18 protein-coding genes, 2 tRNA genes and 1 pseudogene are annotated in these 23,031 nt (G+C 61.5%); 10 read left to right on the top strand and 11 right to left on the bottom strand.

Features of this window, described 5'->3' with window-relative positions; all coding sequences use genetic code 11:
- Positions 1 to 53 precede the first annotated feature (53 nt).
- The 3 genes from NKL06_RS09640 to NKL06_RS09630 all read left to right on the top strand — a co-directional run bounded on the left by NKL06_RS09640 (position 54) and on the right by NKL06_RS09630 (position 4,664).
- The gene (locus NKL06_RS09640) at positions 54 to 2,003 is read left to right on the top strand and encodes a CHASE2 domain-containing protein (RefSeq protein ID WP_023692410.1); all 1,950 of its coding nucleotides are present in this window, start codon (positions 54 to 56) and stop codon (positions 2,001 to 2,003) included.
- 13 nt (positions 2,004 to 2,016) lie between these two features.
- The gene (locus NKL06_RS09635) at positions 2,017 to 2,799 is read left to right on the top strand and encodes a hypothetical protein (RefSeq protein ID WP_023692409.1); all 783 of its coding nucleotides are present in this window, start codon (positions 2,017 to 2,019) and stop codon (positions 2,797 to 2,799) included.
- Positions 2,800 to 3,056: 257 nt separating this feature from the next.
- Entirely contained in the window at positions 3,057 to 4,664 is a 1,608-nt protein-coding gene (locus NKL06_RS09630; RefSeq protein WP_031202526.1) for a heparin lyase I family protein, read from the top strand.
- Positions 4,665 to 5,180: 516 nt separating this feature from the next.
- On the opposite strand, the pseudogene NKL06_RS09625 reads toward NKL06_RS09630, so the two are convergent.
- The 10 genes and pseudogenes from NKL06_RS09625 to murA form a co-directional block, all read right to left on the bottom strand.
- Positions 5,181 to 6,367: pseudogene (locus NKL06_RS09625) on the bottom strand (tyrosine-type recombinase/integrase).
- Between the two features lie 213 nt (positions 6,368 to 6,580).
- Positions 6,581 to 6,656 (bottom strand) — tRNA-Phe (locus tag NKL06_RS09620).
- Positions 6,657 to 6,870: 214 nt separating this feature from the next.
- On the bottom strand, positions 6,871 to 7,062 hold the full coding sequence (gene yacG / locus NKL06_RS09615) for a DNA gyrase inhibitor YacG (RefSeq protein ID WP_023669280.1): 192 nt from the start codon (positions 7,060 to 7,062) through the stop codon (positions 6,871 to 6,873).
- Complete coding sequence (locus tag NKL06_RS09610) at positions 7,059 to 7,685, bottom strand: Maf-like protein (protein ID WP_023681911.1); 627 nt, start codon at positions 7,683 to 7,685, stop codon at positions 7,059 to 7,061. The genes yacG and NKL06_RS09610 overlap by 4 nt, the downstream gene beginning before the upstream one ends.
- A gap of 19 nt (positions 7,686 to 7,704) precedes the next feature.
- Positions 7,705 to 7,923: a translation initiation factor IF-1 gene (infA, locus tag NKL06_RS09605; protein ID WP_006200926.1), complete on the bottom strand. Its 219-nt coding sequence runs from the start codon at positions 7,921 to 7,923 to the stop codon at positions 7,705 to 7,707.
- Between the two features lie 185 nt (positions 7,924 to 8,108).
- Positions 8,109 to 8,573, bottom strand: coding sequence for an arsenate-mycothiol transferase ArsC (locus NKL06_RS09600; protein ID WP_081725519.1), 465 nt, complete (start codon positions 8,571 to 8,573; stop codon positions 8,109 to 8,111).
- Complete coding sequence (locus NKL06_RS09595; RefSeq protein ID WP_023692406.1) at positions 8,561 to 9,046, bottom strand: UPF0262 family protein; 486 nt, start codon at positions 9,044 to 9,046, stop codon at positions 8,561 to 8,563. The genes NKL06_RS09600 and NKL06_RS09595 overlap by 13 nt, the downstream gene beginning before the upstream one ends.
- A gap of 6 nt (positions 9,047 to 9,052) precedes the next feature.
- Positions 9,053 to 10,345 carry a histidinol dehydrogenase gene (gene hisD, locus NKL06_RS09590; RefSeq protein ID WP_023692405.1) on the bottom strand — a complete coding sequence of 431 codons (1,293 nt, stop codon included), beginning with the start codon at positions 10,343 to 10,345 and terminating at the stop codon, positions 9,053 to 9,055.
- 134 nt (positions 10,346 to 10,479) lie between these two features.
- Positions 10,480 to 10,914 (bottom strand): DUF2948 family protein, encoded by a 435-nt coding sequence (locus tag NKL06_RS09585; protein ID WP_023692404.1) that lies wholly within the window; start codon positions 10,912 to 10,914, stop codon positions 10,480 to 10,482.
- 167 nt (positions 10,915 to 11,081) lie between these two features.
- Positions 11,082 to 12,374: a UDP-N-acetylglucosamine 1-carboxyvinyltransferase gene (gene murA, locus NKL06_RS09580; protein ID WP_023692403.1), complete on the bottom strand. Its 1,293-nt coding sequence runs from the start codon at positions 12,372 to 12,374 to the stop codon at positions 11,082 to 11,084.
- Positions 12,375 to 12,852: 478 nt separating this feature from the next.
- On the opposite strand from murA, the gene NKL06_RS09570 reads away from it, so the two are divergent.
- From NKL06_RS09570 to NKL06_RS09540, 7 genes are all read left to right on the top strand, one after another.
- Positions 12,853 to 12,927: transfer RNA gene (locus tag NKL06_RS09570), tRNA-Thr, on the top strand.
- A 404-nt stretch (positions 12,928 to 13,331) separates the two neighbouring features.
- Positions 13,332 to 17,168: a caspase family protein gene (locus NKL06_RS09565; RefSeq protein WP_198027047.1), complete on the top strand. Its 3,837-nt coding sequence runs from the start codon at positions 13,332 to 13,334 to the stop codon at positions 17,166 to 17,168.
- A gap of 182 nt (positions 17,169 to 17,350) precedes the next feature.
- Positions 17,351 to 18,745: a multicopper oxidase family protein gene (locus NKL06_RS09560; RefSeq protein ID WP_023692400.1), complete on the top strand. Its 1,395-nt coding sequence runs from the start codon at positions 17,351 to 17,353 to the stop codon at positions 18,743 to 18,745.
- A 153-nt stretch (positions 18,746 to 18,898) separates the two neighbouring features.
- The gene (locus NKL06_RS09555; protein WP_023692399.1) at positions 18,899 to 20,212 is read left to right on the top strand and encodes an NAD(P)H-dependent oxidoreductase; all 1,314 of its coding nucleotides are present in this window, start codon (positions 18,899 to 18,901) and stop codon (positions 20,210 to 20,212) included.
- An 80-nt stretch (positions 20,213 to 20,292) separates the two neighbouring features.
- The gene (locus NKL06_RS09550; protein ID WP_023669292.1) at positions 20,293 to 20,535 is read left to right on the top strand and encodes a type II toxin-antitoxin system VapB family antitoxin; all 243 of its coding nucleotides are present in this window, start codon (positions 20,293 to 20,295) and stop codon (positions 20,533 to 20,535) included.
- Positions 20,535 to 20,714: a type II toxin-antitoxin system VapC family toxin gene (locus tag NKL06_RS09545; protein WP_245261319.1), complete on the top strand. Its 180-nt coding sequence runs from the start codon at positions 20,535 to 20,537 to the stop codon at positions 20,712 to 20,714. The genes NKL06_RS09550 and NKL06_RS09545 overlap by 1 nt, the downstream gene beginning before the upstream one ends.
- Positions 20,715 to 21,198: 484 nt before the next feature.
- Complete coding sequence (locus NKL06_RS09540) at positions 21,199 to 22,098, top strand: MBL fold metallo-hydrolase (RefSeq protein ID WP_023692398.1); 900 nt, start codon at positions 21,199 to 21,201, stop codon at positions 22,096 to 22,098.
- A gap of 67 nt (positions 22,099 to 22,165) precedes the next feature.
- On the opposite strand, the gene proC is transcribed toward NKL06_RS09540, so the two are convergent.
- Positions 22,166 to 22,981 (bottom strand): pyrroline-5-carboxylate reductase, encoded by an 816-nt coding sequence (proC, locus tag NKL06_RS09535; protein ID WP_023692397.1) that lies wholly within the window; start codon positions 22,979 to 22,981, stop codon positions 22,166 to 22,168.
- Positions 22,982 to 23,031: the final 50 nt, after the last annotated feature.

Here is a 23,031-nt window from a genome sequence, read left to right as displayed (position 1 = left end):
TGAACGGGTATGCTGGCAGCGAGTAGCGCTTCCACTTAGGGGTGTATTTCGGCGTGCGGACACTTGGCCGGATCGTCAGCCTGCGGCGAGGGGGCATCGCCGCATCGCTCGCCTATCTGGTTCTGCTGGGCCTCTGGACCGCTCTCGTGTCACCGCCGTTGGAGAACATCCTGCGCGACGTGATGATGGTCTCGATCTCGCCGTTCACCCATGCTCCACCCAACATCGTCGTGGTCTCAATAACAGAACAGACCCTGGCGAATTTTCCATACCGCTCACCACTGGACCGTGGCTTCTTGGCCGACATGGTGGCCCGGATCGAGTCCGCCCGCCCTCTCGCCATCGGCATCGACCTACTGTTCGACCAGGCAACAGAGCCGGAAAAGGATGCCCGCCTCGAAACTGCCATTGAAACCGCCCGTGTGCCTGTGGTGATCGCCTCGGCTTCGCGGACTGACGGCCTTACCCAAAGACAATCCGACTATCTAAACGCGTTCGCTCCGTCGGCAAAGCGGGGCCTTGCAGCATTGTTGCATGACAATCTCGACGGCGTGGTCCGTGGGGCCTTCCCCGGTCGAGAAGGCGGCGGCGCTTGGATGCCAAGTTTTGTTGCAGTGATCGCAGCATCCACCGGCGTTGGTGGCGGCCACTCGCCGGAGGAGATGGTCTACTACCGCACGGGGAACAGCCTGCCCTTCAGCTTTCCAACCTATCCGGCACAGGCCGTTCCGCTGGCACCGCTCAGCTGGTTCGAGGGGAAATATGTTCTTATCGGTGTAGACCTACAGCAAATAGACCGTCATCCGACACCGTTCGCGTTGTTGAGCGGGGCGAAAATCGGTGTCCTCCCTGGCGTCGCGATCCACGCCCATTCGTTAGCCAGGCTCGTGTCCGGGAATCGGATAACGACCCCTTGGCCTGCAGTGGGCTATGCGCCAATGCTTCTTGTCGGGCTGTTCTGCTTATTGATCGTTTCGCGGCCGATCCCGGTGGTCCTCAAACCTGTCGCGGTCGCTTGTACGGTGCTGCTGGTATGGATCAGTGAGGCGTGGGCGTTCGCGCGGTTCGCAATCCTCGTTCCGATGGTCGCCCCTGCATTGCTTGTGGTCGGCCTGTCGGCGTTCGTTGGCTTCCTGGCTTGGAGACGGGACGCCAAGGCTCGCCAGTTCATTCTGAACGCGTTCTCGAAATATGTCAGTCCGGCCGTTGTTGCAGCGATTGTCAAGGAACCCAACGCTCTCCATCTCGGTGGCGAGAAGCGTGAGCTCACCTGTGTATTCACGGATGTCGAGGGATTTACGTCATTCAGCGAGCAACTCGCGCCAGAGGTGCTCGCAGATGTATTGAACGAATATCTGAACGGGCTCTGCGAGTTATTTGTCGAGCATGGTGCAACCATCGACAAGGTCATCGGCGATGCGGTGGTCGGCTTCTTCGGGGCTCCGGCAGCACAAAATGACCAAGCGGAGCGGGCGGTGTCTCTGGCACTTGCTGTGCAGGACCACGCGCAGCGGCTGCGCGAGAAATCGGCACGACGGGGCCATTCACTCGGATCCACCCGCATAGGTATTCATGGCGGGCCTGCAATCGTCGGCAACTTCGGGGGAAATCGGTTCTTCAACTACACAGCTATTGGAGACACGGTAAACACTGCGGCCCGACTGGAGGGCGCAAACAAGTACATCGGCACGAAAAATTGCATAAGCGCGGAAGTCGCGAAACAAGCAACGCGCTTCTTGCTGCGGCCTGCGGGAGTTCTGCACCTTAAGGGCAAGAACCAAGGCATCGAGGCTTTCGAGGCAATGAGCCGAACGTCAGAAAATACGATACTTTGCGAGGAATACGCAAAGGCGTACGCCCTGCTTGGCACCGACGATAAGCTCGCGACAGCGGCATTTGAGCTGTTGGTCACAAACTATCCACAAGACGCCCTGATCGCTTTTCATCATAGCCGTCTTGCAAGCGGACGCTTCCGAGCAGACATTCATCTTGCCGACAAATAGGGTCATCAATGACATGAGCCTCATGCGTCCGATCTCGCAAATCGCCTCTCTGACCCTCACCGCGGCCGTTCTTGTGACGGCGCAACGCGCGGTCGCCGGCAGCCAGTATGTGGTCCTGTCAGCTGAGCCGGCGGTGGATGAACTGCCGCCAGGCAAGCTCTTTATGCCAAGCGACGTCATCAACGTGCCAGCCGGTACGGTCGTCACTTTGCTCGGCGAGGACGGCAGCGTGAACGCGCTTTCGGGTCCAGATTCCTTCGTGGTAACTGAGGATGCATTGACGTCCGGCAGTTTACAGGGGACTGCCAAAGCGCAGGAAGGCCCTTCAAAGCTTGACCTGATAGCCGTCCTCTTGGCGAACGAGCGCAAGAGAACGGAGTCCATCGGCGGTTCGCGCACCACTAGCGACTATTCCACGCCGAGCGGGCTCGACGACCCCTGGGCAGTGTCCATCGAAGAATCCGCCCCGGGCTGCATCCGCGATGGTGTTATGGTTCTTGCGCGCGAGGGCATAGGTCAGAGCGCGGTTTTTTCAATCCGCATCGGCGACGGTGAGCCGTTCAACGGCATAGTCTGGAGCGCAGGCAAGCTCACTTACTCTCTTCCAGACCGTATTCCTCCCGAGGTGAAATCTGTTGTCGTCGAGACCAACAAGACATCGGCGTCGATCGAAATTAAAATGTTTCCAAAGAACGTTCTTGAAAATCCGCTGGAAGTTCTTGGATGGATGGTAAGCAGCGGTTGCAAACGTCAAGCGTTGGCCTTGGTGCATCAGCTTGTGACAAAACAGCAATGAGTTATTGGCTAGCAGCCGCGCCGCGAATGATGGAGCGACTGGCTAACGGCGTAGCGGCGCCATTCTCAGAGTCGCCATCGCCAGGCATCAGGTAAACTGCAAGGCCTTGGTTTGGTGGACTGTAAGTGCGCTAACGATGATCCGAGCTCGTCGATTTCTGCACAAGGGCACAGTATCAGGCGAACGAAGGGCGTCATCAGCCGATGTCTAATTGAATGTCAAGCGCGGACGCGCTGGAAAATCGAGAGGAGGGTGCGATGCTCCATCCGCGTTTCAACGTTATTATAGCCTTGGCTGTGACTGCGGTTGTGAGTTATGCCACGGGCCGGCTGGAGGCCGCCGAAGAAACCGGTTTCGATCCTCTCGTAATCGACGAGTTGAGTGCTCCCAAGTCCGTTGCGATCATCGATGACCCAACCGGCGAGGCGCCGACCTCCAAGGTTTATTCTTTTCGGATCCCCTCAGGTTATTGCAATCCACGGCGCTATGAGCCGCATGCTCCAGCTAACGACTGCGACGAGCAGTCGGTACGGTCGCAAGTTCGTGAAAACGTCTTTGCGACCAAAAAGAACGGCAATGGGCAGCCGAAACAGGGCTGGTATGGGTTCGCTGTCTACTTACCTGACGACTTCCCATACGGCATAAAGCAAGCTGACGGTTACATGCAACTATTCTACTTTCACAACAAACAATGCCAGCACATTTCACTCGCAAATTTCGCGGGCAAAGATGACTCTCTCTACCTTGCATTCAGTAACGCGCTCAGAAACTACAACTGCACGCCCGGTCCGCGCCTCAAGGTCGCCGATTTCAAGAACCTTGTCGGCAAGTGGAGCCGCTTCGAGCTATTTATTAAGTGGGCGAAGGACAGCTCCGGTCGGGTTAAGGTGTACCTCAATGGCAAATTAGTGACCGAGTGGCGTGGACCGACCTTCACCCCCGGACTTGAGAGCACCAATTACGCCAAGTTTGGCATCTATCTTTGTTGCACCCAGGCGGTCGCTCGGGTCAGAGACGCGTCGCTATACTTCGCGGCGGTCAGACGGGCCGCAACTCGCGATGGTCTCTACACGCTAGGCGACGCCGTCGCGCTCAAATCGCTGCAGGTGACCCTCAATGCTTTGGGCTGTGACGTCGGCAAGCCGGACGGGCGTCCCAGCGAGCGCACCCGCGAAATGGCGCTGAGTTGCCGCACATTGCCGGCAGCCGTCGCACCTCGGGACCTAAGCGTTGCGACAGTGCGGTCCTTCCTCGCGCTCTACTCGGACCCGACAACCGCTGGTTTGCAGAGGGGAACATTCATCGAGCCGCCAACCGAGGTGGCGGTCGTCTCGAACGTACCGAACGATGCCGCGGCACAGGCAGGTCTGCTTGTGCCCGTGTTCAAGGTACACGCGTACGAGGGACAGACGCAAAAAGGAGGCAGCGACTCGACCTATGTCACCGACCTCGACGTCAAGATAGACAAATCCAGCGGAACGCCGAATTTCGGCCTGGCTGTCGTAGTTCATTCCTATAACCCTGGGAACATCGATAGCCTTGAGATGTTCCTGAACGCTCCCACGAAATCAGCCGGCAAGATCGCTTCTTGCGCCATGGGCAGTATTAAGTATCCCGACGGCACCGATCATGTCGCCTTCCGGTTTGACAAGTCCGGCGACACCTGGATCGTCAGCAACGCTTCATGCCTGATCTCGGCGCTACCCAAGAAGGAAGCTGCGGTCGTGCGCTTCGTCGCCGAGCACTTCTCGGACGTTGCGGTAGGCATGGTTACCGATGGCAGTGTCAACCTTCTGACGTTCGACGTGATGCGCAATCTTGTCGGCAGGGTCGCCACCGGGGAACTGAAGATCGCGGCCCGATAGCCTTCGTAGAAACTCCACTATCCGAAGAGGAAGATCATCGCCGAGACTCTTCCCAGGTCGATCCTCGCAAATCATAAGACAGAGAGCTTGCTAGCCAACATGACCATGTGCAGAAACGCACCCAGCCTAGCCGGCGGCTCAGGTAGGCAGCGCTCGTCGAAACCGCGCAGGCCCAGTTCGCGGCCTTGGCGGCTCTGCCTGCAGAGCGCGACATAGCTGCCTCGACTATGTGCGACGCAATGCCCGCTTCTTGATTGCATTATCCTGAGAACAGGCTATCTGCTTTGGGCCCCAAACCAACCGTCATCATCCGCTAACCTTAATAGTGTCCTGGAAAGAAAGTTGACCCCTCCGGGCCTACGACTTGGCGACGAGTTTCGGCGTTTTTCGACGGTCAGTATGATTTCCGGCGGTTGGAGATTTGTATCGGCCTTTGATGAACGGCCGCTGTTTGGTTCAAAGTGGATGGTCGCGTTATTGTATGGACAGCAGGCTTGCGGCGTCCCTCGGTTGAGTTCACCCGCGGGTTTTGCTCTTGAGTTCATCCAGATAATCGGCCCACCACTGCATCATGTTGATGCGCTCCTCCCAGTGCTCTGCCCGGGCATAGGCGCGCCGAACGTCGTTGTTCTCAATGTGGGCCAGCTGCCGCTCTATCGCGTCCGGATGCCACTCGCCGCATTCGTTCAGCAAAGTTGATGCCGTTGCTCGAAAGCCGTGCGCGGTAGCTTCTTCCTTGCCGTAACCCATACGACGTAGTGCGGCGTTTAGCGTATTGTCGGAAATCGGACGTGAAGCCGATCGAACACTAGGAAACAGCAGCGATCCACCACCAGAAATTTCCCTGAGTGAAGTCAGGACGCTGATCGCCTGCTTTGATAGGGGTATGCGGTGCGGCCGTCGCATTTCATGCGTGCTTCAGGGATGGTCCACACCGAGCTTTCAAAATCGAACTCTTCCCATTCAGCGACGCGAAGCTCCCCGGGGCGGGGAAACAGCAGCGCCATCAGCATCAGACCGGCCCGGGTTGTAGGCTGTCCGTCAAATGCATCGATCGCCCTCAGCAAACCGCCCAAGGCCTTCGGATCGGTAATCGCGGCGCGAGACGTTACCGTCGGACTGATGAGTGCGCCTCTGAGGGCGAAGGTCGGATCTGTCTCGGCGCGTGCGGTCGCGATTGCGTATCGAAACACGCTGCCGATCGTGGAGCGCAGTCGCCTGGCCGACTCGTATCGACCGCGAACCTCCACGCGGCGGAGGGCGGTAAGGATGGTGGCCGGGTCGATCTCCCGAATGCACTTGTCGCCGATTATCGGATAGGCAAAGTCGAGCAGCCATTTGACCTTGCTGATCGTCCGGTCGGCACGTCCCTCCTTCTTTAGTTTGTCAACATATTCGTCCGCTATTGAGCGAAAGGAGTCCTTTGCCGAATCGGCCTTCCGCAAGCTGCGTTCCTTTCCAGGGTCGACGCCAGCTAGCAGAAGCCTTTTAGCGTCATCGCGCGCCTCCCGTGCCTCGGCGAGAGAGATAAGGGGATAGCTGCCCAGCGCGAGCAGTTTCTGCTTGCCGTCAAAGCGGTAGGCGAGCCGCCAGAGGCGAGAGCCCGTGGGCTGTACCCATAGCTGAAGCCCGCCCCCATCAGATAATTTCACGAGCTTGGAAGCAGGGCGGGCATTTCGACATTTCACGTCGGAGAGGGGCATTCGTCAGGTCTCCCTTGGCTGTTTCGATACCATCAGGATGTCGAATACCAACGGAAATACCATCCCCCCGCCTCGTTGGACCAAATGCTCCTGAAGCGCTCCGTGTCCCGCTTAACCGCGCAAATGCGACTGCAAAAGACCAACAATTCCAAGCGGTTGCAGAAGCTGCAGCGTAGAAGGTTCGGTGAAAGGGAGTGCCGGGAGAAGGGGGCATGGTGCCCAGAGGCGGATTCGAACCACCGACACGCGGATTTTCAGTCCGCTGCTCTACCAACTGAGCTATCTGGGCCTCGCCGGCAAACGAGACATCGCCTGACCGGATTTCAGGAAAGCGCCGTGGGGCACCCCTTGAAAGCGCGTGGGTTATAGCACGGGAATCCGGCCTGTCCAGCGCCTAAGCGCTGATTTTCCGGGGCAATTGTCGCAGACAATACCGACGCCGGCAAAGCAGCAATTGCGTAAGGTCGGCGAAGTGGAATTGCGCGGCCGGCACCGCCCAAACCCTACTTCGGCTCGTCGCTCTCGTCCTCGTCATCCCGCGCGGTGATGACATAGGCGCCCTTCAGCCAGCGGTTGAGGTCGATGTCCTTGCAGCGCTTCGAGCAGAACGGATAGGTCTCGCGCGCCGACGGCTTGCCGCATTCGGGGCAGGGGCGCTTCGGGCGCAGTGGTGTGACCTTATCGTCCAGGCTCATGGCCGCGCGGTATGCCAGCTGGTGTGGACCTTGAAGCCTTCGCCCGAAAGCAGCGCCACCGTCTCGTAGAGCGGCAGGCCGACAATGTTGGTGTAGGAGCCGACCAGCTTGACGACGAACGAACCGGCGAGACCCTGGACGGCATAGCCGCCGGCCTTGCCGCGCCATTCGCCGGAGGCGACATAGGCGTCGATCTCCTCGCGTGGAAGCCGCTTGAAGCGTACCCTGGATTCAACCAGCCTTTGGCGCAGCTTGCCGCCCGGCGTAATCAGGCAGATGCCGGAATAGACCCGGTGCGAACGGCCCGAAAGCAGTCCAAGGCAATTGGCGGCGTCGTCCAGCGTCTCGGCCTTGGGCAGGATGCGGCGTCCGACCGCGACCACCGTATCGGCGGCCAGCACGAAACTTGGCGCATAGTCTTCCTCGCTTTTCAGCGAGGCCAGCGCCTTCTCGGCCTTTTCCTTCGACAGCCGCTTGGCCAGCGAGCGCGGATGTTCGGCGCGCAGCGGCGTTTCGTCGACATCGGCTGGCAGCACGCGGTCCGGCTCGATGCCGGCCTGTTGCAACAGTTCGATCCGGCGCGGCGAACCAGAGGCAAGCACGAGCTTCTGCAGGATGCTCATCGCGGTTCGCGCCGGACTGTTACTTGAAACGGTAGGTGATGCGGCCCTTGGTCAGGTCATAGGGCGTCATCTCGACCAGGACCTTGTCGCCGGTCAGCACACGGATGCGGTTCTTGCGCATGCGGCCAGCCGTATGGGCGATGATCTCGTGTTCGTTTTCGAGCTTCACCCGGAACATCGCGTTGGGCAACAATTCCGTCACGACACCCGGAAACTCGAGGACTTCTTCCTTCGGCATTCGATACCTTTGCTTGGATTGCAGTTCCTGCGCCCTGGAGCGCCCAGGCCGGAATTTCGGCGGAACCTATATGATAATCGTGCGCTTGTGAACACGCTTAGATCGCGTCATATGCGACGCGCTCCAAGCTTTCGTTTTATGCATGTCGTTGTCTCAAAACCGGGACCGCTTTTGAGCGACATGCATCAATCCGCCGCGTTTTTTACCTCCGGAAGCAGAAAACGTCGGCTGATGCGCGCTTTCAGCCGTTCTCTCACGTCGCGATAGCTGGCCATGATCTGCTCGCGCCTGCCGCCGACATCGGTCGGATCCGGCATCGGCCAGTATTCGACGTCGACGGCAAGCGAGCGGGTGAGTTCGAGCGCGGCGTGGTGGGCTTCCGGCGCCAGGGTGACGATCAGGTCGAAATAATCGTCCTCGAGATCGTCCATCGAGCGCGGCTGGCGCTCGCCCAGCGTCAGGCCTTCTTCGGCCAGCACCGCGTCGACGAACGGATCGCGCTCGCCCCTGTGCACGCCGGCAGAGGCGACGAAAGTGGCCGGCGGCAGCATGCGCCGCGCCAGCTGCTCGGCCATCGGTGAGCGCACGGCGTTCATGCCGCACAAAAACAGGATCGAGCGGGGCGCCCCAGTCAGGTCTAACCCCGCCAGTGCAGCACGCAGACCAGCGTGAACAGCCGCCGCGCCGTGTCGAAGTCGATGTCGATCTTGCCGGCCAGCCGGTCCATCAACGTCTGCGAGCCTTCATTGTGCAGGCCGCGCCGGCCCATGTCGATCGCCTCGATATGGCTCGGCGTCGAGGAGCGGATGGCGTCGTAATAGCTTTCGCAGATCAGGTAGTAGTCCTTGACGATGCGCCTGAGCGGCGTCAGCGACAGGATATGGGTGACGACATCAGCACCATTCTCTCGGGCGACCGCAAACACCAGCCGGGATTCGGCCAGCGACAGCTTCAGCCGATAAGGCCCGGCGCCGTCATCATTGACCGGCTGAAAGCTGTTCTCCTCGATCAGGTCGAAGATCGCCACCGCGCGCTCATGTTCGACATCGGGCGTCGAACGGCCGATCGACTCGTCGAGCTCGACATCGATCAGCCTTGCGCGGGTTTGATCGCCGTCCGCCATCGCCGCCTACATGTTCAGCCGGATGGCGACGGAGCGGCCATGCGCGTCGAGGCCTTCCGCCTTGGCCAGCGCAATCGCCGCCGGCGCAAGTGCTCTCAGCTGCTCCGGCCCGAGCTTCAGGATCGAGGTGCGCTTGACGAAATCGAGCACCGACAGGCCCGAAGAGAAGCGCGCCGAACGCGCCGTCGGCAGCACGTGGTTGGAGCCGCCGACATAGTCGCCGATGACTTCGGGCGTATGGCGTCCCAGAAACACAGCGCCCGCATTGCGCATCCTGGCCAGGAAGCCCTCGGCATCGTCGATGGCGAGTTCCACATGTTCGGCGGCGATGCGGTCGACCAGCGGCAGCGCGGCCTCGATGGTCTCCACCAGGATCACCGCGCCGAAATCGCGCCAGCTAGCAGCCGCCGTCTCGGCGCGCGGCAGGCTCAGCAATTGGCGCTCGACCGCCTGTTCGACTGCTTTTCCGAACGCAGGATCGTTGGTGATCAGGATCGATTGCGCCGACACGTCGTGCTCGGCCTGCGCCAGAAGATCGGCGGCGATCCAGTCGGGATCGTTGCTGCCGTCGGCCACCACCAGCACTTCAGACGGTCCGGCGATCATGTCGATGCCGACCGTGCCGAAGACCTGGCGCTTGGCGGCGGCGACATAGGCATTGCCGGGCCCGACGATCTTGGCGACCGGCCGGATCGTCTCGGTGCCATAGGCAAGGGCGGCAATCGCCTGCGCGCCGCCGACGCGGTAAATCTCTGAAGCGCCTGATATATCGGCGGCCACCAGCACCAGCGGATTGATGATGCCGCCCGGCGCCGGCACGACGATGACGATGCGCTCGACGCCCGCCACCCTGGCCGGCACGGCGTTCATCAGCACCGAGCTTGGATAGCTTGCCGTGCCGCCCGGCACATAGAGCCCGACCGCCTCGATCGCCGTCCAGCGCGAACCCAACTCGACCCCGGCGGCATCGGTATAGCGATCGTCCTTGGGCATTTGTCGCTCGTGATGGGATCGGATGCGGTCACGGGCAAATTTCAGCGCCTCGACCGTCTGCGGATCGGCGTCTTTGTAGGCCTGCGCGATGTCGTCCTTCGACACGGCAATGCCGAGGCTATTGAGGTCGGCCTTGTCGAATTTCAGCGTGTAGTCGACCAGGGCAGCGTCGCCCTCGGCACGAACCCGCGCAATGATGGCGCGCACGGCAGTGTCGACGTCCTCCGATACCTCCCGCTTGGTGGTCAGGAAGGCGGCGAAACGCTGCGCGAAACCGGCATCGGATTGGATAAGCGTAATGGCCATCGGCTGCGTCTAGATCATGGTGAGATTTGCTTGAAATCTCATCATGATCTAGCCCTTTGTTGGAGCATGATCTCTGGACAAACGATTCCCGTTTTGTCCAACAAAAACCGGCACCCACTTTTTGGGATCATGCTCTAGACCCTGTGCACCGGACGCGAGGTGGCTTCCCAGGCGCCGCCTATGTCGGCAAGCCGTGCCTCGATGCATTCGACGTCGAGCATGATCGCGCCGCCGCCGGAAAAGACCAACTCGACGATGCCGGCCGGCTTGCTGATTTCGATAAAGCTGATTGCCAGCAGCGACAGCACCTCGGCCGGCCGATCGCGGGCAATGCCGCTGGTCTTGGCGCCGAGCACGCGGTCGAAATGCAACACCGCCTGGCGCCGCTCATTGTGCTGGCTGAACAGTCCGGATTTCGCCTCCCAGACGAAGCGGTTCATGGTCAATATGAAACGCTTGGCCGAAGGCAGGTATTCGAGGTCCGAGACCTTCATCACGGCGTCCTGGACGTGGGCCGAGACGATGCTCAGATCCTGATCGTCGAGCGCAATGAGTTTGAGGGCTGCCATGCCGAATGCACACCTGAAAGTTGGTTTCAGCCTTTTGTTAGGCGGTCTTTCCGGTCCGTGCAACCGCGACACAAATTCAACCCGAGGCTAGCGCCTCGGGTTTGAAGTGTTGGCGGTGAATGGAGGCAGCACCAGACGCCTGTCTGTCTGAAGCAACTGCCGTGCGGTCAAGCCGAAATCCGCTCGATCACCGCGCCGCAATTGGAGAGCTTTTCTTCCAGCCGCTCGAAACCGCGGTCGAGGTGGTAGACGCGGTTGACCGTCGTTTCGCCTTCGGCCGCCAGACCGGCAATGACCAGCGACACCGAGGCGCGCAGATCGGTCGCCATGACGGGTGCGCCCTTCAGCTTGGCGACGCCGTCGACGATCGCCGTTTGGCCGGACAGCGTGATGTGGGCGCCGAGCCGGGCCAGTTCCTGCACATGCATGAAGCGGTTTTCAAAGATGGTCTCGGTGATGCGCGACTTGCCTTTGGCCATGGTCATCAGGCCCATGAACTGCGCCTGCAGATCGGTCGGGAAGGCCGGGAACGGCGCCGTCGTTACGTCGACCGGCGAAATGCCGGCGCCGTTGCGCCGGACGCGAATGCCGGAATTGGTCGGCGTGATCTCGGTACCGGTCTGGGCAATCACATCCAACGCGGTCTGCAGCAGCTCGGGGCGGGCGCCTTCGAGCACGACATCGCCGCCGGTCATGGCCACAGCCATGGCATAGGTGCCGGTCTCGATGCGGTCGGGGATGACGCGCACGCGCGCGCCCGACAGCGACTCGACGCCATCGATGGTGATAACAGGCGTGCCGGCGCCGGAAATTTTGGCGCCCATGGCGTTGAGGCATTCGGCGAGGTTGACGATTTCGGGCTCGCAGGCGGCGTTTTCCAGCACCGTCTCACCCTTGGCCAGCGCCGCCGCCATCATCAGCACATGGGTGGCGCCGACGGAGACTTTCGGGAACACATAGCGATTGCCGACAAGGCGGCCGTTCCTGGTCTTGGCCAGCACATAACCAGTGTCGACATCGATGTCGGCGCCCAGCGCCTGCAAGCCCTCGAGGAACAGGTCGACCGGGCGCGTGCCGATGGCGCAACCGCCCGGCAGCGACACTTTGGCCTCGCCCATGCGGGCCAGCAGCGGGCCGATCACCCAGAACGACGCCCGCATCTTCGACACCAGCTCGTAGGGCGCGGTCGTGTCGACGATGTTTCGGGCCGAGAAGTTGATGGTGCGCGAATAGCCCTCATTCTGCTTCTCGCGGCGGCCGTTGACCGAATAGTCGACGCCGTGATTGCCGAGAATGCGGATCAGCTGCTCTACATCGGCCAGATGCGGCACGTTTTCCAGCGTCAGAGTGTCGTCGGTGAGCAGCGAGGCGATCATCAGCGGCAAGGCAGCGTTTTTCGCGCCCGAAATCGGAATGCTTCCGGCGAGCTTGTTGCCGCCGACAATTCTGATGCGATCCATGAGAGAATGTCCCCTCGGCCCGATAGGCCGGTTTTCGTCAGTTTGCGTATCGGCCCGTCTAGACCATTGGCCGGCTTGGTTCAAGATTCCTGAGCCCGTTGGCCAAGTTGGCCGGCCAGTGTGGCCGATATCGGTCAGTCCTTGTGCATTTTTCAGCAGCCGGCAGTCCTTCGGGCCGCTGGTCAGGATCACCGGTGCGCCGCGAGCGCGCTTGCGTCTTGCGCTTCATGAGATTGGCGCGCAGCTGCTCGGCCAGACGGTCCTTGCGGTCAGTCCCGTCCTTTTTTGCCGGATCAGCCTTTTTCGGTGGATTTATCTTGTCGTCCATCGTTCCGTCCCGCCCGCGACTGGCAGGGCCTGCCGTTCAAGGGATAGCTAGCATTGTGGCGCCGCCATGTCAGCGAAACTTGTCTGGCAAAGCCTTTCACAGACGCCTTGCGCTTGCCGGTTCTATATGGCAGAAGCCCCGCCATCAGCGGCTGCGGTAGCTCAGTGGTAGAGCACTCCCTTGGTAAGGGAGAGGTCGAGAGTTCAATCCTCTCTCGCAGCACCAGTTCATCCCTTTGATTTTAAAAAGATGCAGTCGCGAAGTCGGGGTCTCGTTGCGGACCAAAAAAGCCGGCTGACGCAAAAAAAGTGCCAATCCCGCGCATCCAACCGTGGCCCCCTCGCCCGGAAACATTGAGAGAAAGAGGCTCTACGGGGCCGGACGACTGCTCAACAAGTCCGGACCTGTCAACTCATGAACAGGCCGGACTGGCCGTATCCGGCATGCTGAATACTACCGCTCGCACGCTGAAAGCCAGCCGCCTCGTACGCATATCCATGACAAGAACACAGCTCGCCCAAGGACTTGCCATCGGCCGGCCATCATGATGCCATCTCGCCTGCGGAAGATAGCGTTGGGTTTTGGGGTAGAGAATGCTCTTTGGGCGAACGGCAGGTGCGACAGGGCGCATGTGCGCGGCAATTGCTGCGGCACTGGCGCTGTGCCTATGCGCGTTTGGCCCCGCTTTGGCTGAAGAGCCGAAGGCGCTGAAAGGCGTCGCGCTCATCATCGGTCAGTCCGACTACCAGCATGTCGGCAAACTGCCCAATCCGGAAAACGACGCCCGCGCCATCGAGGAGATGTTCGACAGGCTCGGCTTCGAGACCAATGTCGCCACCAACCGCGACGCGCGCAAATTGCGGCGCGATCTCGAAGGCTTCGTCGACGATGCCGAGGGCGCCGATGTCGCCATCATCTACTATTCCGGCCACGGCATCGAAGCCGGCGGCGAGAATTATCTGGTCCCTGTCGATGCCGATATCTCGGCGCTCGACAATGCCGGCGAAAAGCTGGTGCCGCTGTCGTCCATCGTCGCCGAACTGAAGGCCAAGGTGCCGGTCACCATCGTTCTGCTGGACGCCTGCCGCAACGATCCGTTCCCGCCGGGCACGCTCCTGAAGCTGGCGCCGGGCGACGAAGGCAAGCCGATTGGCGCCGGCGGTCTCGGCGAAACGCGCGGCGTGGTTTCCCTGAAGGGCGGCGCCGACGCCAAGGGCTCGGTCGACGACAGCCTCGGCCAGGTCATCGCCTTTGCCGCCGAGCCCGGCAAGGTTGCGCTGGACGGTCCGGCCGATGGCAACAGCCCCTATGCGGCAGCGATCCTGCGCCACATCGACACGATGGGCGGCGAGGAATTCGGCACCGTTTTGCGCATGATCGGCGAGGAGGTCTATCTCAAGACCAACGGCCAGCAGCGGCCTTGGGTCAATGAGAGCCTGCGCCGGCTGCTCTATTTCGGTACCCCCGCCGAGGCGCCGAAAGGCGACGAGGGGGAAATCCTAAGGGAGCGGCGCCAACTCCTGCTGACTATCTCGACGCTACCCGATCCGGAGCGCCGCCAGATCGAAACCATAGCGCGTGACGGCAAGGTGCCGATGGATGGGCTCTACGCCATGCTGAAGGCGCTCGGGGTCGACATACCCAAGGATCCGGCTGAGCTCGACAAGCTGCTGCGTGGCCAGACCGAACGGCTGAAACACGTGTTGGCTGAACGCGAGACTTTGAAAAACCCGGACCCCGAAATTGCCAGGCTATCGAAACTCGCCGAACAGGCGGTTCAGGAAGGCGCGCTCGAAGCGGCGCAGAAATTCAACGAGCAGGCCAAGGCCCGCATCGGCGAACTTTCGTCTACGGTCGACCAGGCCGAGGCCGAGCTGAAGGCAAAGCGGCTGGAATTCGCAAAGGTCTTCGCCAGCAGTGCCAGGACTTATGAAATCTCCTTCAACTTCAAGGAGGCGGCGCAGGATTACGCCAAGGCCTTCGAGCAGGCTGCCAAATGGAGCGACGAAGACGCGTTCTACTACAAGGCGGCAGAGGCCAACGCTCTGTCGGAACAAGGGGACTTCTCCGGCGACAATGCGTATCTCGCCCAGGCCCTGACAGCCTATGAACAGGCATTGACCTATGTCACCCGCGAAAAGTTGCCGCTGCTTTGGGCGGCCACCCAGAACAATATGGGCGCCACGCTTGCTACGTTGGGCGAACGGGAAGCCGGCCGCGAAAACCTCGACAAGGCAGCTGCCGCCTATGAGCAGGCGCTGACCGTCTATACGCATGACGCCTACCCCGACGACTGGGCATCGACCTATGGCAATCTGGGCACGGTCTACTGGCGGCTCGGCCAGCGCGAGAACGGGACGGCACTGCTTGAGCGGGCAGTCGCGGCCTTCCGCTCGGCGCTCGAGGTACAGTCGTTGAAGAAACTGCCGCTGGAATGGGCGGCGACGCAGAACAATCTCGGCATCGTGCTGTCCGAGATCGGCGAACGCCAGACCACATCGGACAGTTTTCGCGCCGCAATCGAAGCGCATCGTGCGGCGCTGACCGAATACAGCAGGGAGCGCGTACCGCTCGACTGGGCGCTGAGCCAGGTCAATCTGGGGGCAGCGCTCTACCGCCTCGGTGAGCGCGAAAAGGATATCGCGACCATGCAGCAGGCGGTTGCTGCCTATCAGGCGGCGACCGGCGAAATGACCAGGGAACGCGCGCCGGCGCAATGGGCGACAATCCAGAATAATCTGAGCACGGCGCTGGAATCGATCGGAACCATCAACGGCGATGTCGCCACGCTTGAGCAGGCGCGCGACGCCGCCCTTGCATCGCTTACGGTTTGGACGCGCGAGCACGCCGCGGCGAGCTGGGCCAACGGCCAGCTGACGCTCGGCAACGCCTTGCAGCGCCTCGGCGCCAAGCAGAAGAACAAGGAACTGCTGCTGGAGGCAGCCACCGCGTACCAGGCCGCTCTGTCCGAATATCCGCGTGAGAAACTGCCGCTCGACTGGGCTTCGCTGCAGCAGAATCTGGGATCGGTCAACGACACGCTCGGCGATCTCGATACGGGAACCGATTACTACATTCAGGCGGTGACCGCGTATCGTCAGGCATGGGAGGTCTATACCGCAACCGCCGCGCCGCGCGAGTTCGCTTCGATCGGCTACAGCCTTGCAGGCACGCTGTCGAACTGGGGCGAACGCGCGGGGGACATCTCGATCCTGCGGCAGGCGATCGATGTCTACGGTCAGGTGCTCAGGGTTCGCACCCGCGACAAGGACCCAGCCAATTGGGCCAAGACGGAATTCCGCCTCGGCTGCGCATTGATGATGTCAGGCAAGCTGGCCTCTGACGATCTACTGCTGCAGCAATCGGTCGACGCGCTGCGGGCGGCGCTCGACGGGCAGACGAAAGGCGGTGATGTCACGGAGATCGGCCAGACGCGCCGCGTACTCGGCCAGACCCTGTCGATCCTGGGCGACAATACATCCAACCTGGACTTGCTGGCGCAAGCAGCCGACATGCTGGAAGCCGCGCTCCCCGCCTACTCCAAGGACGCCGACCCGGAGGAGTGGGCCAATATCAATTACGACCTCGGCTTTGCCCTCTACAGCCAGGGCCGGATTGGTGGCGACGCCACGTTCTACGCCAAGGCCGTGCAGAGCTTCGAGACGGCAGCGCGGATCTACGACGGTTTTCCCGACCGCATGCAATGGGCGCGCACCAAGGCCGATATCGGCAATGCCTTGCTGATGGCCGCGGACGGCAAGGACGTCGAGTTGCTCACCCGCGCGATTGCCGCCTATGACGCAGCGCTCAGCGTGGTAACGCGCGAGAATGCGCTCGCTGTCTGGGAGAACAATCAGAACAATCTCGCCGGCGGGCTGTCGAGTCTTGGTTACTGGGCGAACGATGTCGGCAAGCTGAAACGAGCCGCTCAGATCTACCGCGACCTCGCCACGGTGCGAACGATCGCCCGCGATCCCGATCTCTGGATCACCAACCAGACCAGTCTCGCGCAGACGCTGAGCATGATCGCGGCCCGCGAGCCTTCGGCTGAATTGTACGAGGAGGCGATTGTCGTCAACCGGGCGCTTGCCGAGCAGCTCGGTCGCGAGCGCGATCCCGAACGTTGGGCCAATGCGCGCAACGAGATGGGCTATGCCTTGACCATGGCCGGCCGCGCCGAAAACAATGTCGCGCATTTCGAGGAGGCGGTGTTGGTCCTGCGCGAGGCGATCGTGGTGCAAAAGAAGATCAATTCGGTGCCGGCCGTCGCCTTCACGCAGGACAGCCTGTGCGACGTGCTGGTCGATCTGGGCGCCGCCCGCAAGGACAAGGCGATGGCACAGGAAGCGATCGCCGCATGCCAGGACGCGCTCGTCATCTTCCGTGACAAGAAGATGGACGATCTCGCCGCCGGTTCCGAAAAGAACCTCGCCGAGGCACAGGCGTTGCTGGCCGAGTTGCATTAATCCGAGCCCGCGCTCCCGGATGCGGGCGAATGGTGGGCACGCCAGCGTTCACGCTGTTGCGCAAGCAGATGTCACCGGCTCGCCATGGCATGACAGAGATGCGATGTGGCAGTATCGGCTTGTGCGCCGGTCGCCCCCCGTCATTCAGGACGACAGGTAATCATATTCCGTTGGAGCGCCAGATGACCCTATTCACCCGCCGCGGGCTTCTGAAAACGGCTGCGGTTGCCGGCGGTGGCCTCGTCGGGCTGGCAGCAATGACCAGGCTCAGCGGTTGGGCAGCTGTCACACCTGAGCCGGTGGTGCTCAAGACGGCAAAGATCCAGGCCAGGTTCATGGATGCGGGCGAGACCCGGGATGTCCTGACGTATGGTGAATCAGGCATGCCGCCTGTACTGCGGATGAAAAAAGGCGAGCCCTTTGCCGCGCGTCTCGTCAACGCCATCGACGACCCGACGACCATCCATTGGCACGGCATTCGCGTTCCAAACAAGATGGACGGTGTTCCCTTCCTGGTTCAGCCTTACGTCTATACCGGCGATCATTTCGACTACGCCTTCGCGCCGCCCGACGCCGGCACGTTCTGGTATCACCCGCATTGCAACACGCTGGAGCAGATGGGCCATGGCCTCACCGGCGTGATCGTGGTCGAGAACCCCAACGATCCAAAATTCGACGCCGAAGCCGTCGTCAACCTGCGCGACTGGCGCCTCGGCGACGACGCGCAGTTCGCCCAGCAATTCCGGCCGCGCGATGCCGCAAAAACCGGAACCTATGGCACGGTGCGCACCGCCAACTGGCTCGACCAGCCGCAATTTGACGCGCCGGCCGGCGGGTTGGTGCGGCTGCGGGTCGCCATCACCGATGTCACCCGCATCTACGCCTTTCGCGTCGAGGGTGGGCAGGCCGCGGTCATCGCGCTGGACGGCAATCCGGTGCCGCAGCGTTTTGCGCCCGATGCTTTGCTGCTCGGACCGGGGCAGCGCATGGAGCTCGCCATCCGCATGCCTGACCAGGAGGGCGCGATCGTCAGCCTGGGCGACATCAGGGGCACCAAACCCAAGGTCCTCGCCACCTTGCGCGCCACCGGAAGCTCGCTTAAGCGCGACCTGCGCGACCTCGCACCGCTGGAAGCCAACCCGGTGCCGGAGGTGGATCTCGCCAGCGCAAAACACATCGCGCTCTCGCTCAGCGCCACGGCGGAAAACGTGCCGAGCGACAGCATATGCGGCACGCTAGGCTACTCCTTCTGGGCCATCAACAAGGTACCGTGGCCGGGCGACACGCTGGACCCGACCGCGCCTTTGGCCGAGCTGAAGCTCGGCAAAAACTATGTCATCGACATGGAGAATTTGACGCCGCAATCGCATCCGATGCATCTGCACGGCATGAGCTTCAAGGTGCTGTCGTCGTCGACACGCCAGGTTCAGCCGGTCATCTCCGACACCTATCTCATGCAGCCCAACGAGAAGGTTCAGCTCGGTTTCGTCGCCGACAATCCCGGCGACTGGCTGCTGCACTGCCACATCATCGAACATCAGAAAACCGGCATGACGAGCTATATCAGGGTGGTTTGACGCCGAGGCGGGTCAATCAGCCTCTACCGGGATTGGCCTCACCTGCCGGGCATGTTGTCGGAGAAATTGCCGGTGTTCGCCGGTTTCGTTGGCAAAGCGGGGCCGTTCCCTGCTATTCCCGCCTGCAAATCAAGAAGCCGTGGACACGCTTGCATGACCAATGTCGCCCTGACCGGACTGGCCCGCGATCTCGCCAGGCGCGCCGCCGAGGGACGCCCGGTGCGCATCGGCGTCATCGGCTCCGGCGAAATGGGCACCGACCTGGTCACGCAAGGCATGCTGATGCCCGGTATCGAGATCTGCGCCATCTCGACGCGGCGTCCGCACACCGCCCGTGACGCCATCCGCATCGCCTATGGCGATGAGGCGATGGCGGTCGAGGCGGACACGGGCTCGAAAGTCGCCGCGGCGATCGAGGCGGGCAAAATCGCCATTACCTCGAACGAGATGCTGGTCACCAATCCGCTGATCGACGTCGTCATCGACGCCACCGGCAAGCCTGGTGTCGCCGCCGATTTCGACTTGAAGGCGATGGAGCACGGCAAGCACCTGGTGATGATGAATGTCGAGGCCGACGTCACGATCGGCTGCTACCTCAAGCAGCAGGCAGACCGGCTCGGCGTCGTCTATTCGGTCGGGGCCGGCGACGAGCCGTCGAGCTGCATGGAGCTGATCGAGTTTGCCTCCGCGCTCGGCTACACCATCGTCTCGGCTGGCAAGGGCAAGAACAACCCGCTCAACCACGATGCCGTTCCGGATGACTATCGCGAGGAAGCCCTTCGCCGCAACATGAACCCGCGCATGCTGGTCGAGTTCGTCGACGGCTCGAAAACCATGGTCGAGATGTGCGCCATCGCCAACGCCACCGGGCTGGTGCCCGATGTGCCGGGCATGCACGGGCCTAAGGCCGACCGCGACCAGCTGGCCAAGGTGCTGATACCGCGCGCCGATGGCGGCATCCTGTCGAAGAAGGGTGTTGTCGACTACACGATCGGCAAGGGTGTGGCGCCGGGCGTCTTCGTCATCGTCGAGGCGACGCATCCACGCATCGTCGAGCGCATGGACGATCTGCATATCGGCCACGGCCCCTATTACAGCTTCTTCCGGCCCTACCATCTGACCTCGCTGGAAGTGCCGCTGACGGCAGCGCGTATCATGCTCTACGGCCGCCCCGACATGGTGCCGCTGCCGAAGCCGGTGGCCGAGGTCTGCGCGGTCGCCAAGCGCGATCTCGCCATGGGCGAGACCTTCGATGCCATCGGTGAGACCTGCTACCGCTCCTGGACAATGACCGTCGAAGAGGCCCGCGCCGTCAGCGCCGTCGCGGTCGGCCTGCTCGAAGGCGGCAAGGTGCTGAAGCCGGTCAGGAAGGGCGAGCTCATCACCACCGACAACGCCACACCCGACCGCACGACCAGGCTGTTCGCTTTGCGCAAGCTGCAGGATGAGATGCTGTACGGGAGCTGAGATTGGATGACAGGCCAGTCGGGCTGGCCTTGTCATGACAACTCCCTATGTTGTAGTGGCACCGAACGGAGGCTTCCAGGATGAATCTCCAGATCAGAGACCCGCGCGCCCGTGACCTCGCCCGGCAGCTTGCCGAAAAGCGAAAGATTTCAATGACCGAGGCGGTGATCGAGGCGCTCGAATCCGAGCTTCAGCGCGAACGTGAACGAGTTCCGCTGGCTGAGCGGCTGGCCGCCATATCGAACGATCTGAAGGCCAAGGCGGGAAGCGGCGGCAGGGATTTGACTAAGGATGAGATCGACGAGATGTGGGGACATTCCTGATGTTCATCGACACCTCGGTGGTGATCGCTGTCCTCGCCGGAGAGGAAGACGCCGCCGATTGGAGCCGCCGGATCGGGCAGGCCTCGATACGGATAACATCTCCGCTGGTCGTGCTCGAAGCGGCGATGCGGCTTTCGTCGAAGTTGGTGGTGGAGCCGCTCTCGCCGAAAGGGCAATAGGAGACTTCCTGCTCGAAGCCGCGATCGAGGTGGTTCCGATCGAAATCGGTGATGCCAAGCTCGCGATCCAGGCTTTTTCGACCTATGGCAAAGGTCGCGGCACCCGGCTCAGCTCAATCTCGCTGACTGCCTGTCATATGCCTCGGCAAAAAGCTGTGGGATGCCCTTGCTCTACAAAGGGAAAGACTTTTCCCACACCGATCTGGCCTGATCCTACTCCCCCAGTTCTACAATTCGGCCAGCAGCTTCGTCAGCCGGTCCCGCCCAGCAGGCCAAATGCTGCCGCGCTCGCGCCATGGGGCTGTTGACCTGCTCGCGCAACACGCCTGATCATTGCGCTCGTGCTGACGACGCAGACCATCGGCTGCGATTGTATGATCCATTCATATAGTCCGTCTTTTTGATCCGGGTTTTTCAAACGATGCCGAGATGCCAATCTCCGAACGATCAGTTGAACCCCATTGAGGTTGAAATCTTGCAAACCATTTGGACAAGACGCGAAACAATGAAAACCCTTCTGGCAACGGGCATGGTTGCCATGCTTCAGCCTCTGGCTTTTGCAGCCAAGGCCGCCGCCAAGCTGGAATGGACCTATTTTCAGGCTGACGAGAAGGGTTTCCGCCGCACGCCGGTGCTGCTGACCGGTGAGAAGGAAGCCATCCTCCTCGATGGCGGATTTACGCTGTCGGATGGCCGTGCGGTCGCGGATGCGATCAAGGCGACGGGCAAGACTCTGACCACGATCTACGTCAGCTGCAGCGACCCTGACTATTATTTCGGCCTGCGTCCCGTCGCGGATGAATTCCCCGGCGCCAAGATCATCGCAGCCGGCGCAACGGTGGCGGCGATCAAAGCCAATGTTCAAGCCAAGCTCGATGTCTGGAGCCCGCAGCTCAAGGACAATGGACCGAAGGTCCTGGCGGATGTCGTCATTCCCGAGGCTTCCGATATTACCTCACTTGAAATCGAAGGAAACAAGATCGAGATCGTCACCGTCGCCGATCTGAAAGACCGCCGCTATCTCTGGGTGCCCAGCCTTGAAGCCGTGTTTGGCGGCGTGCTGATCTCGTCCGGCGTGCATGTCTGGGTTGCCGACGAGCCAACCGTAGACGACCGTAAAAAATGGATTGCTGCGCTTGATGAAATCACGGCGCGCAAACCCAAAATCGTGGTGCCGTCCCATCAGGTAGCCGGCGCGCCGGACGGTCTTGCGGCCGTGGAATTCACCCGCGCCTACATCGAAGCCTTCAACGAGGAAGCCGGGAAATCGAAATCCAGCGTGGAACTGATTGCGGCGATGAAGCGGCGCTATCCTGATCTTCTTGACGTCTCGTCGCTGGAACTGGGAGCAAAGGTTGCCAAGGGTGAAATGAAGTGGGGCTGATGCGGTTAGCCCGGGGCTAAGGCAGGAGCACACGGGCCACCTACAGCCCTGACGTATCGCGAACGGTTTACTTCCCCAATTCCACCGACCGCAGCCGCGCGGCTTCCACCGCCTCGGTCAGCAGCTTCGTCAGCCGGTCTTCGCCCATCAGCACGGCAAGGGCTGCTGCCGTGGTTCCGTTGGGGCTGGTCACCTGTTGGCGCAGCACGCCGGGCTCCTCGCCGCTTTCGGCGGCAAGTGCCGCAGCGCCATAGACGGTCTGCATGGCCACCAGCCTGGCGGTGTCGGCCGGCAGTCCGGCCCTCTCGGCAGCAACCGTCAGCGCTTCGATGAAGTGGAAGATGTAGGCCGGACCGGACCCGGACACCGCCGTCACCGCGTCCATCAGGCCTTCATCGTCGATCGTCGTCACCACACCGCTCGCCGACAGCAGCTCGGCAACGAAACGCCTGATGTCGTCGGTCACCAGCGGGTTGGAATAGACCACCATCATGCCCTTGCCGATCGCGGCCGGCGTGTTGGGCATGCAGCGGATGACAGGCGCGAGATGGCCGAGTATGTGCTCGAAGGTGGCGACCGGCGTGCCCGCGGCGATGCTGACGAAGGTGGTCCTGCCGTCGCCGAAGCGCTTGTAGGCGGCGGTGACGTCGCGGATCACCTGCGGCTTGACGGCGATGACGACGAGGTCGGGCTCTGCGTCGGCTGGGATCCCGTTCGCGTCCGCGGCGACACTGCAACCGAGGTGCTCGGCGCGCTTGCGCAATTCGGCATTGGGCTCAACCACGAACACGGCTTGCGGGGCAAGCTTGCCGGATTTCAGCCAGCCCGCAAGCATGGCGTAACCCATATTGCCGCAACCGGCGAGAACAAGCCTGATCGTCATTGAGAGCTCTCCGAGACAAGGGTTCTCCTTAGACGCTAGCGGGCAGACGG

This window comes from Mesorhizobium sp. C268A (assembly GCF_040324475.1).
In the GTDB taxonomy this organism is placed as follows: domain Bacteria; phylum Pseudomonadota; class Alphaproteobacteria; order Rhizobiales; family Rhizobiaceae; genus Mesorhizobium.
The sequence above is the reverse complement of the archived record's forward strand: the minus strand, read 5'-3'. Positions and strand labels throughout refer to the sequence as shown.

What these genes read in the sequence shown, in the direction of transcription:
- NKL06_RS09635 (WP_023692409.1), top strand. Translation starts at nt 2,017, where the DNA reads ATGAGCCTCATGCGTCCGATCTCGCAAATCGCCTCTCTGACCCTCACC.
- NKL06_RS09630 (WP_031202526.1), top strand. Translation starts at nt 3,057, where the DNA reads ATGCTCCATCCGCGTTTCAACGTTATTATAGCCTTGGCTGTGACTGCG.
- yacG (WP_023669280.1), bottom strand. Translation starts at nt 7,062, where the DNA reads ATGAGCCTGGACGATAAGGTCACACCACTGCGCCCGAAGCGCCCCTGC.
- NKL06_RS09610 (WP_023681911.1), bottom strand. Translation starts at nt 7,685, where the DNA reads ATGAGCATCCTGCAGAAGCTCGTGCTTGCCTCTGGTTCGCCGCGCCGG.
- infA (WP_006200926.1), bottom strand. Translation starts at nt 7,923, where the DNA reads ATGCCGAAGGAAGAAGTCCTCGAGTTTCCGGGTGTCGTGACGGAATTG.
- NKL06_RS09595 (WP_023692406.1), bottom strand. Translation starts at nt 9,046, where the DNA reads ATGGCGGACGGCGATCAAACCCGCGCAAGGCTGATCGATGTCGAGCTC.
- hisD (WP_023692405.1), bottom strand. Translation starts at nt 10,345, where the DNA reads ATGGCCATTACGCTTATCCAATCCGATGCCGGTTTCGCGCAGCGTTTC.
- NKL06_RS09585 (WP_023692404.1), bottom strand. Translation starts at nt 10,914, where the DNA reads ATGGCAGCCCTCAAACTCATTGCGCTCGACGATCAGGATCTGAGCATC.
- murA (WP_023692403.1), bottom strand. Translation starts at nt 12,374, where the DNA reads ATGGATCGCATCAGAATTGTCGGCGGCAACAAGCTCGCCGGAAGCATT.
- NKL06_RS09565 (WP_198027047.1), top strand. Translation starts at nt 13,332, where the DNA reads ATGTGCGCGGCAATTGCTGCGGCACTGGCGCTGTGCCTATGCGCGTTT.
- NKL06_RS09560 (WP_023692400.1), top strand. Translation starts at nt 17,351, where the DNA reads ATGACCCTATTCACCCGCCGCGGGCTTCTGAAAACGGCTGCGGTTGCC.
- NKL06_RS09555 (WP_023692399.1), top strand. Translation starts at nt 18,899, where the DNA reads ATGACCAATGTCGCCCTGACCGGACTGGCCCGCGATCTCGCCAGGCGC.
- NKL06_RS09550 (WP_023669292.1), top strand. Translation starts at nt 20,293, where the DNA reads ATGAATCTCCAGATCAGAGACCCGCGCGCCCGTGACCTCGCCCGGCAG.
- NKL06_RS09545 (WP_245261319.1), top strand. Translation starts at nt 20,535, where the DNA reads ATGTTCATCGACACCTCGGTGGTGATCGCTGTCCTCGCCGGAGAGGAA.
- proC (WP_023692397.1), bottom strand. Translation starts at nt 22,981, where the DNA reads ATGACGATCAGGCTTGTTCTCGCCGGTTGCGGCAATATGGGTTACGCC.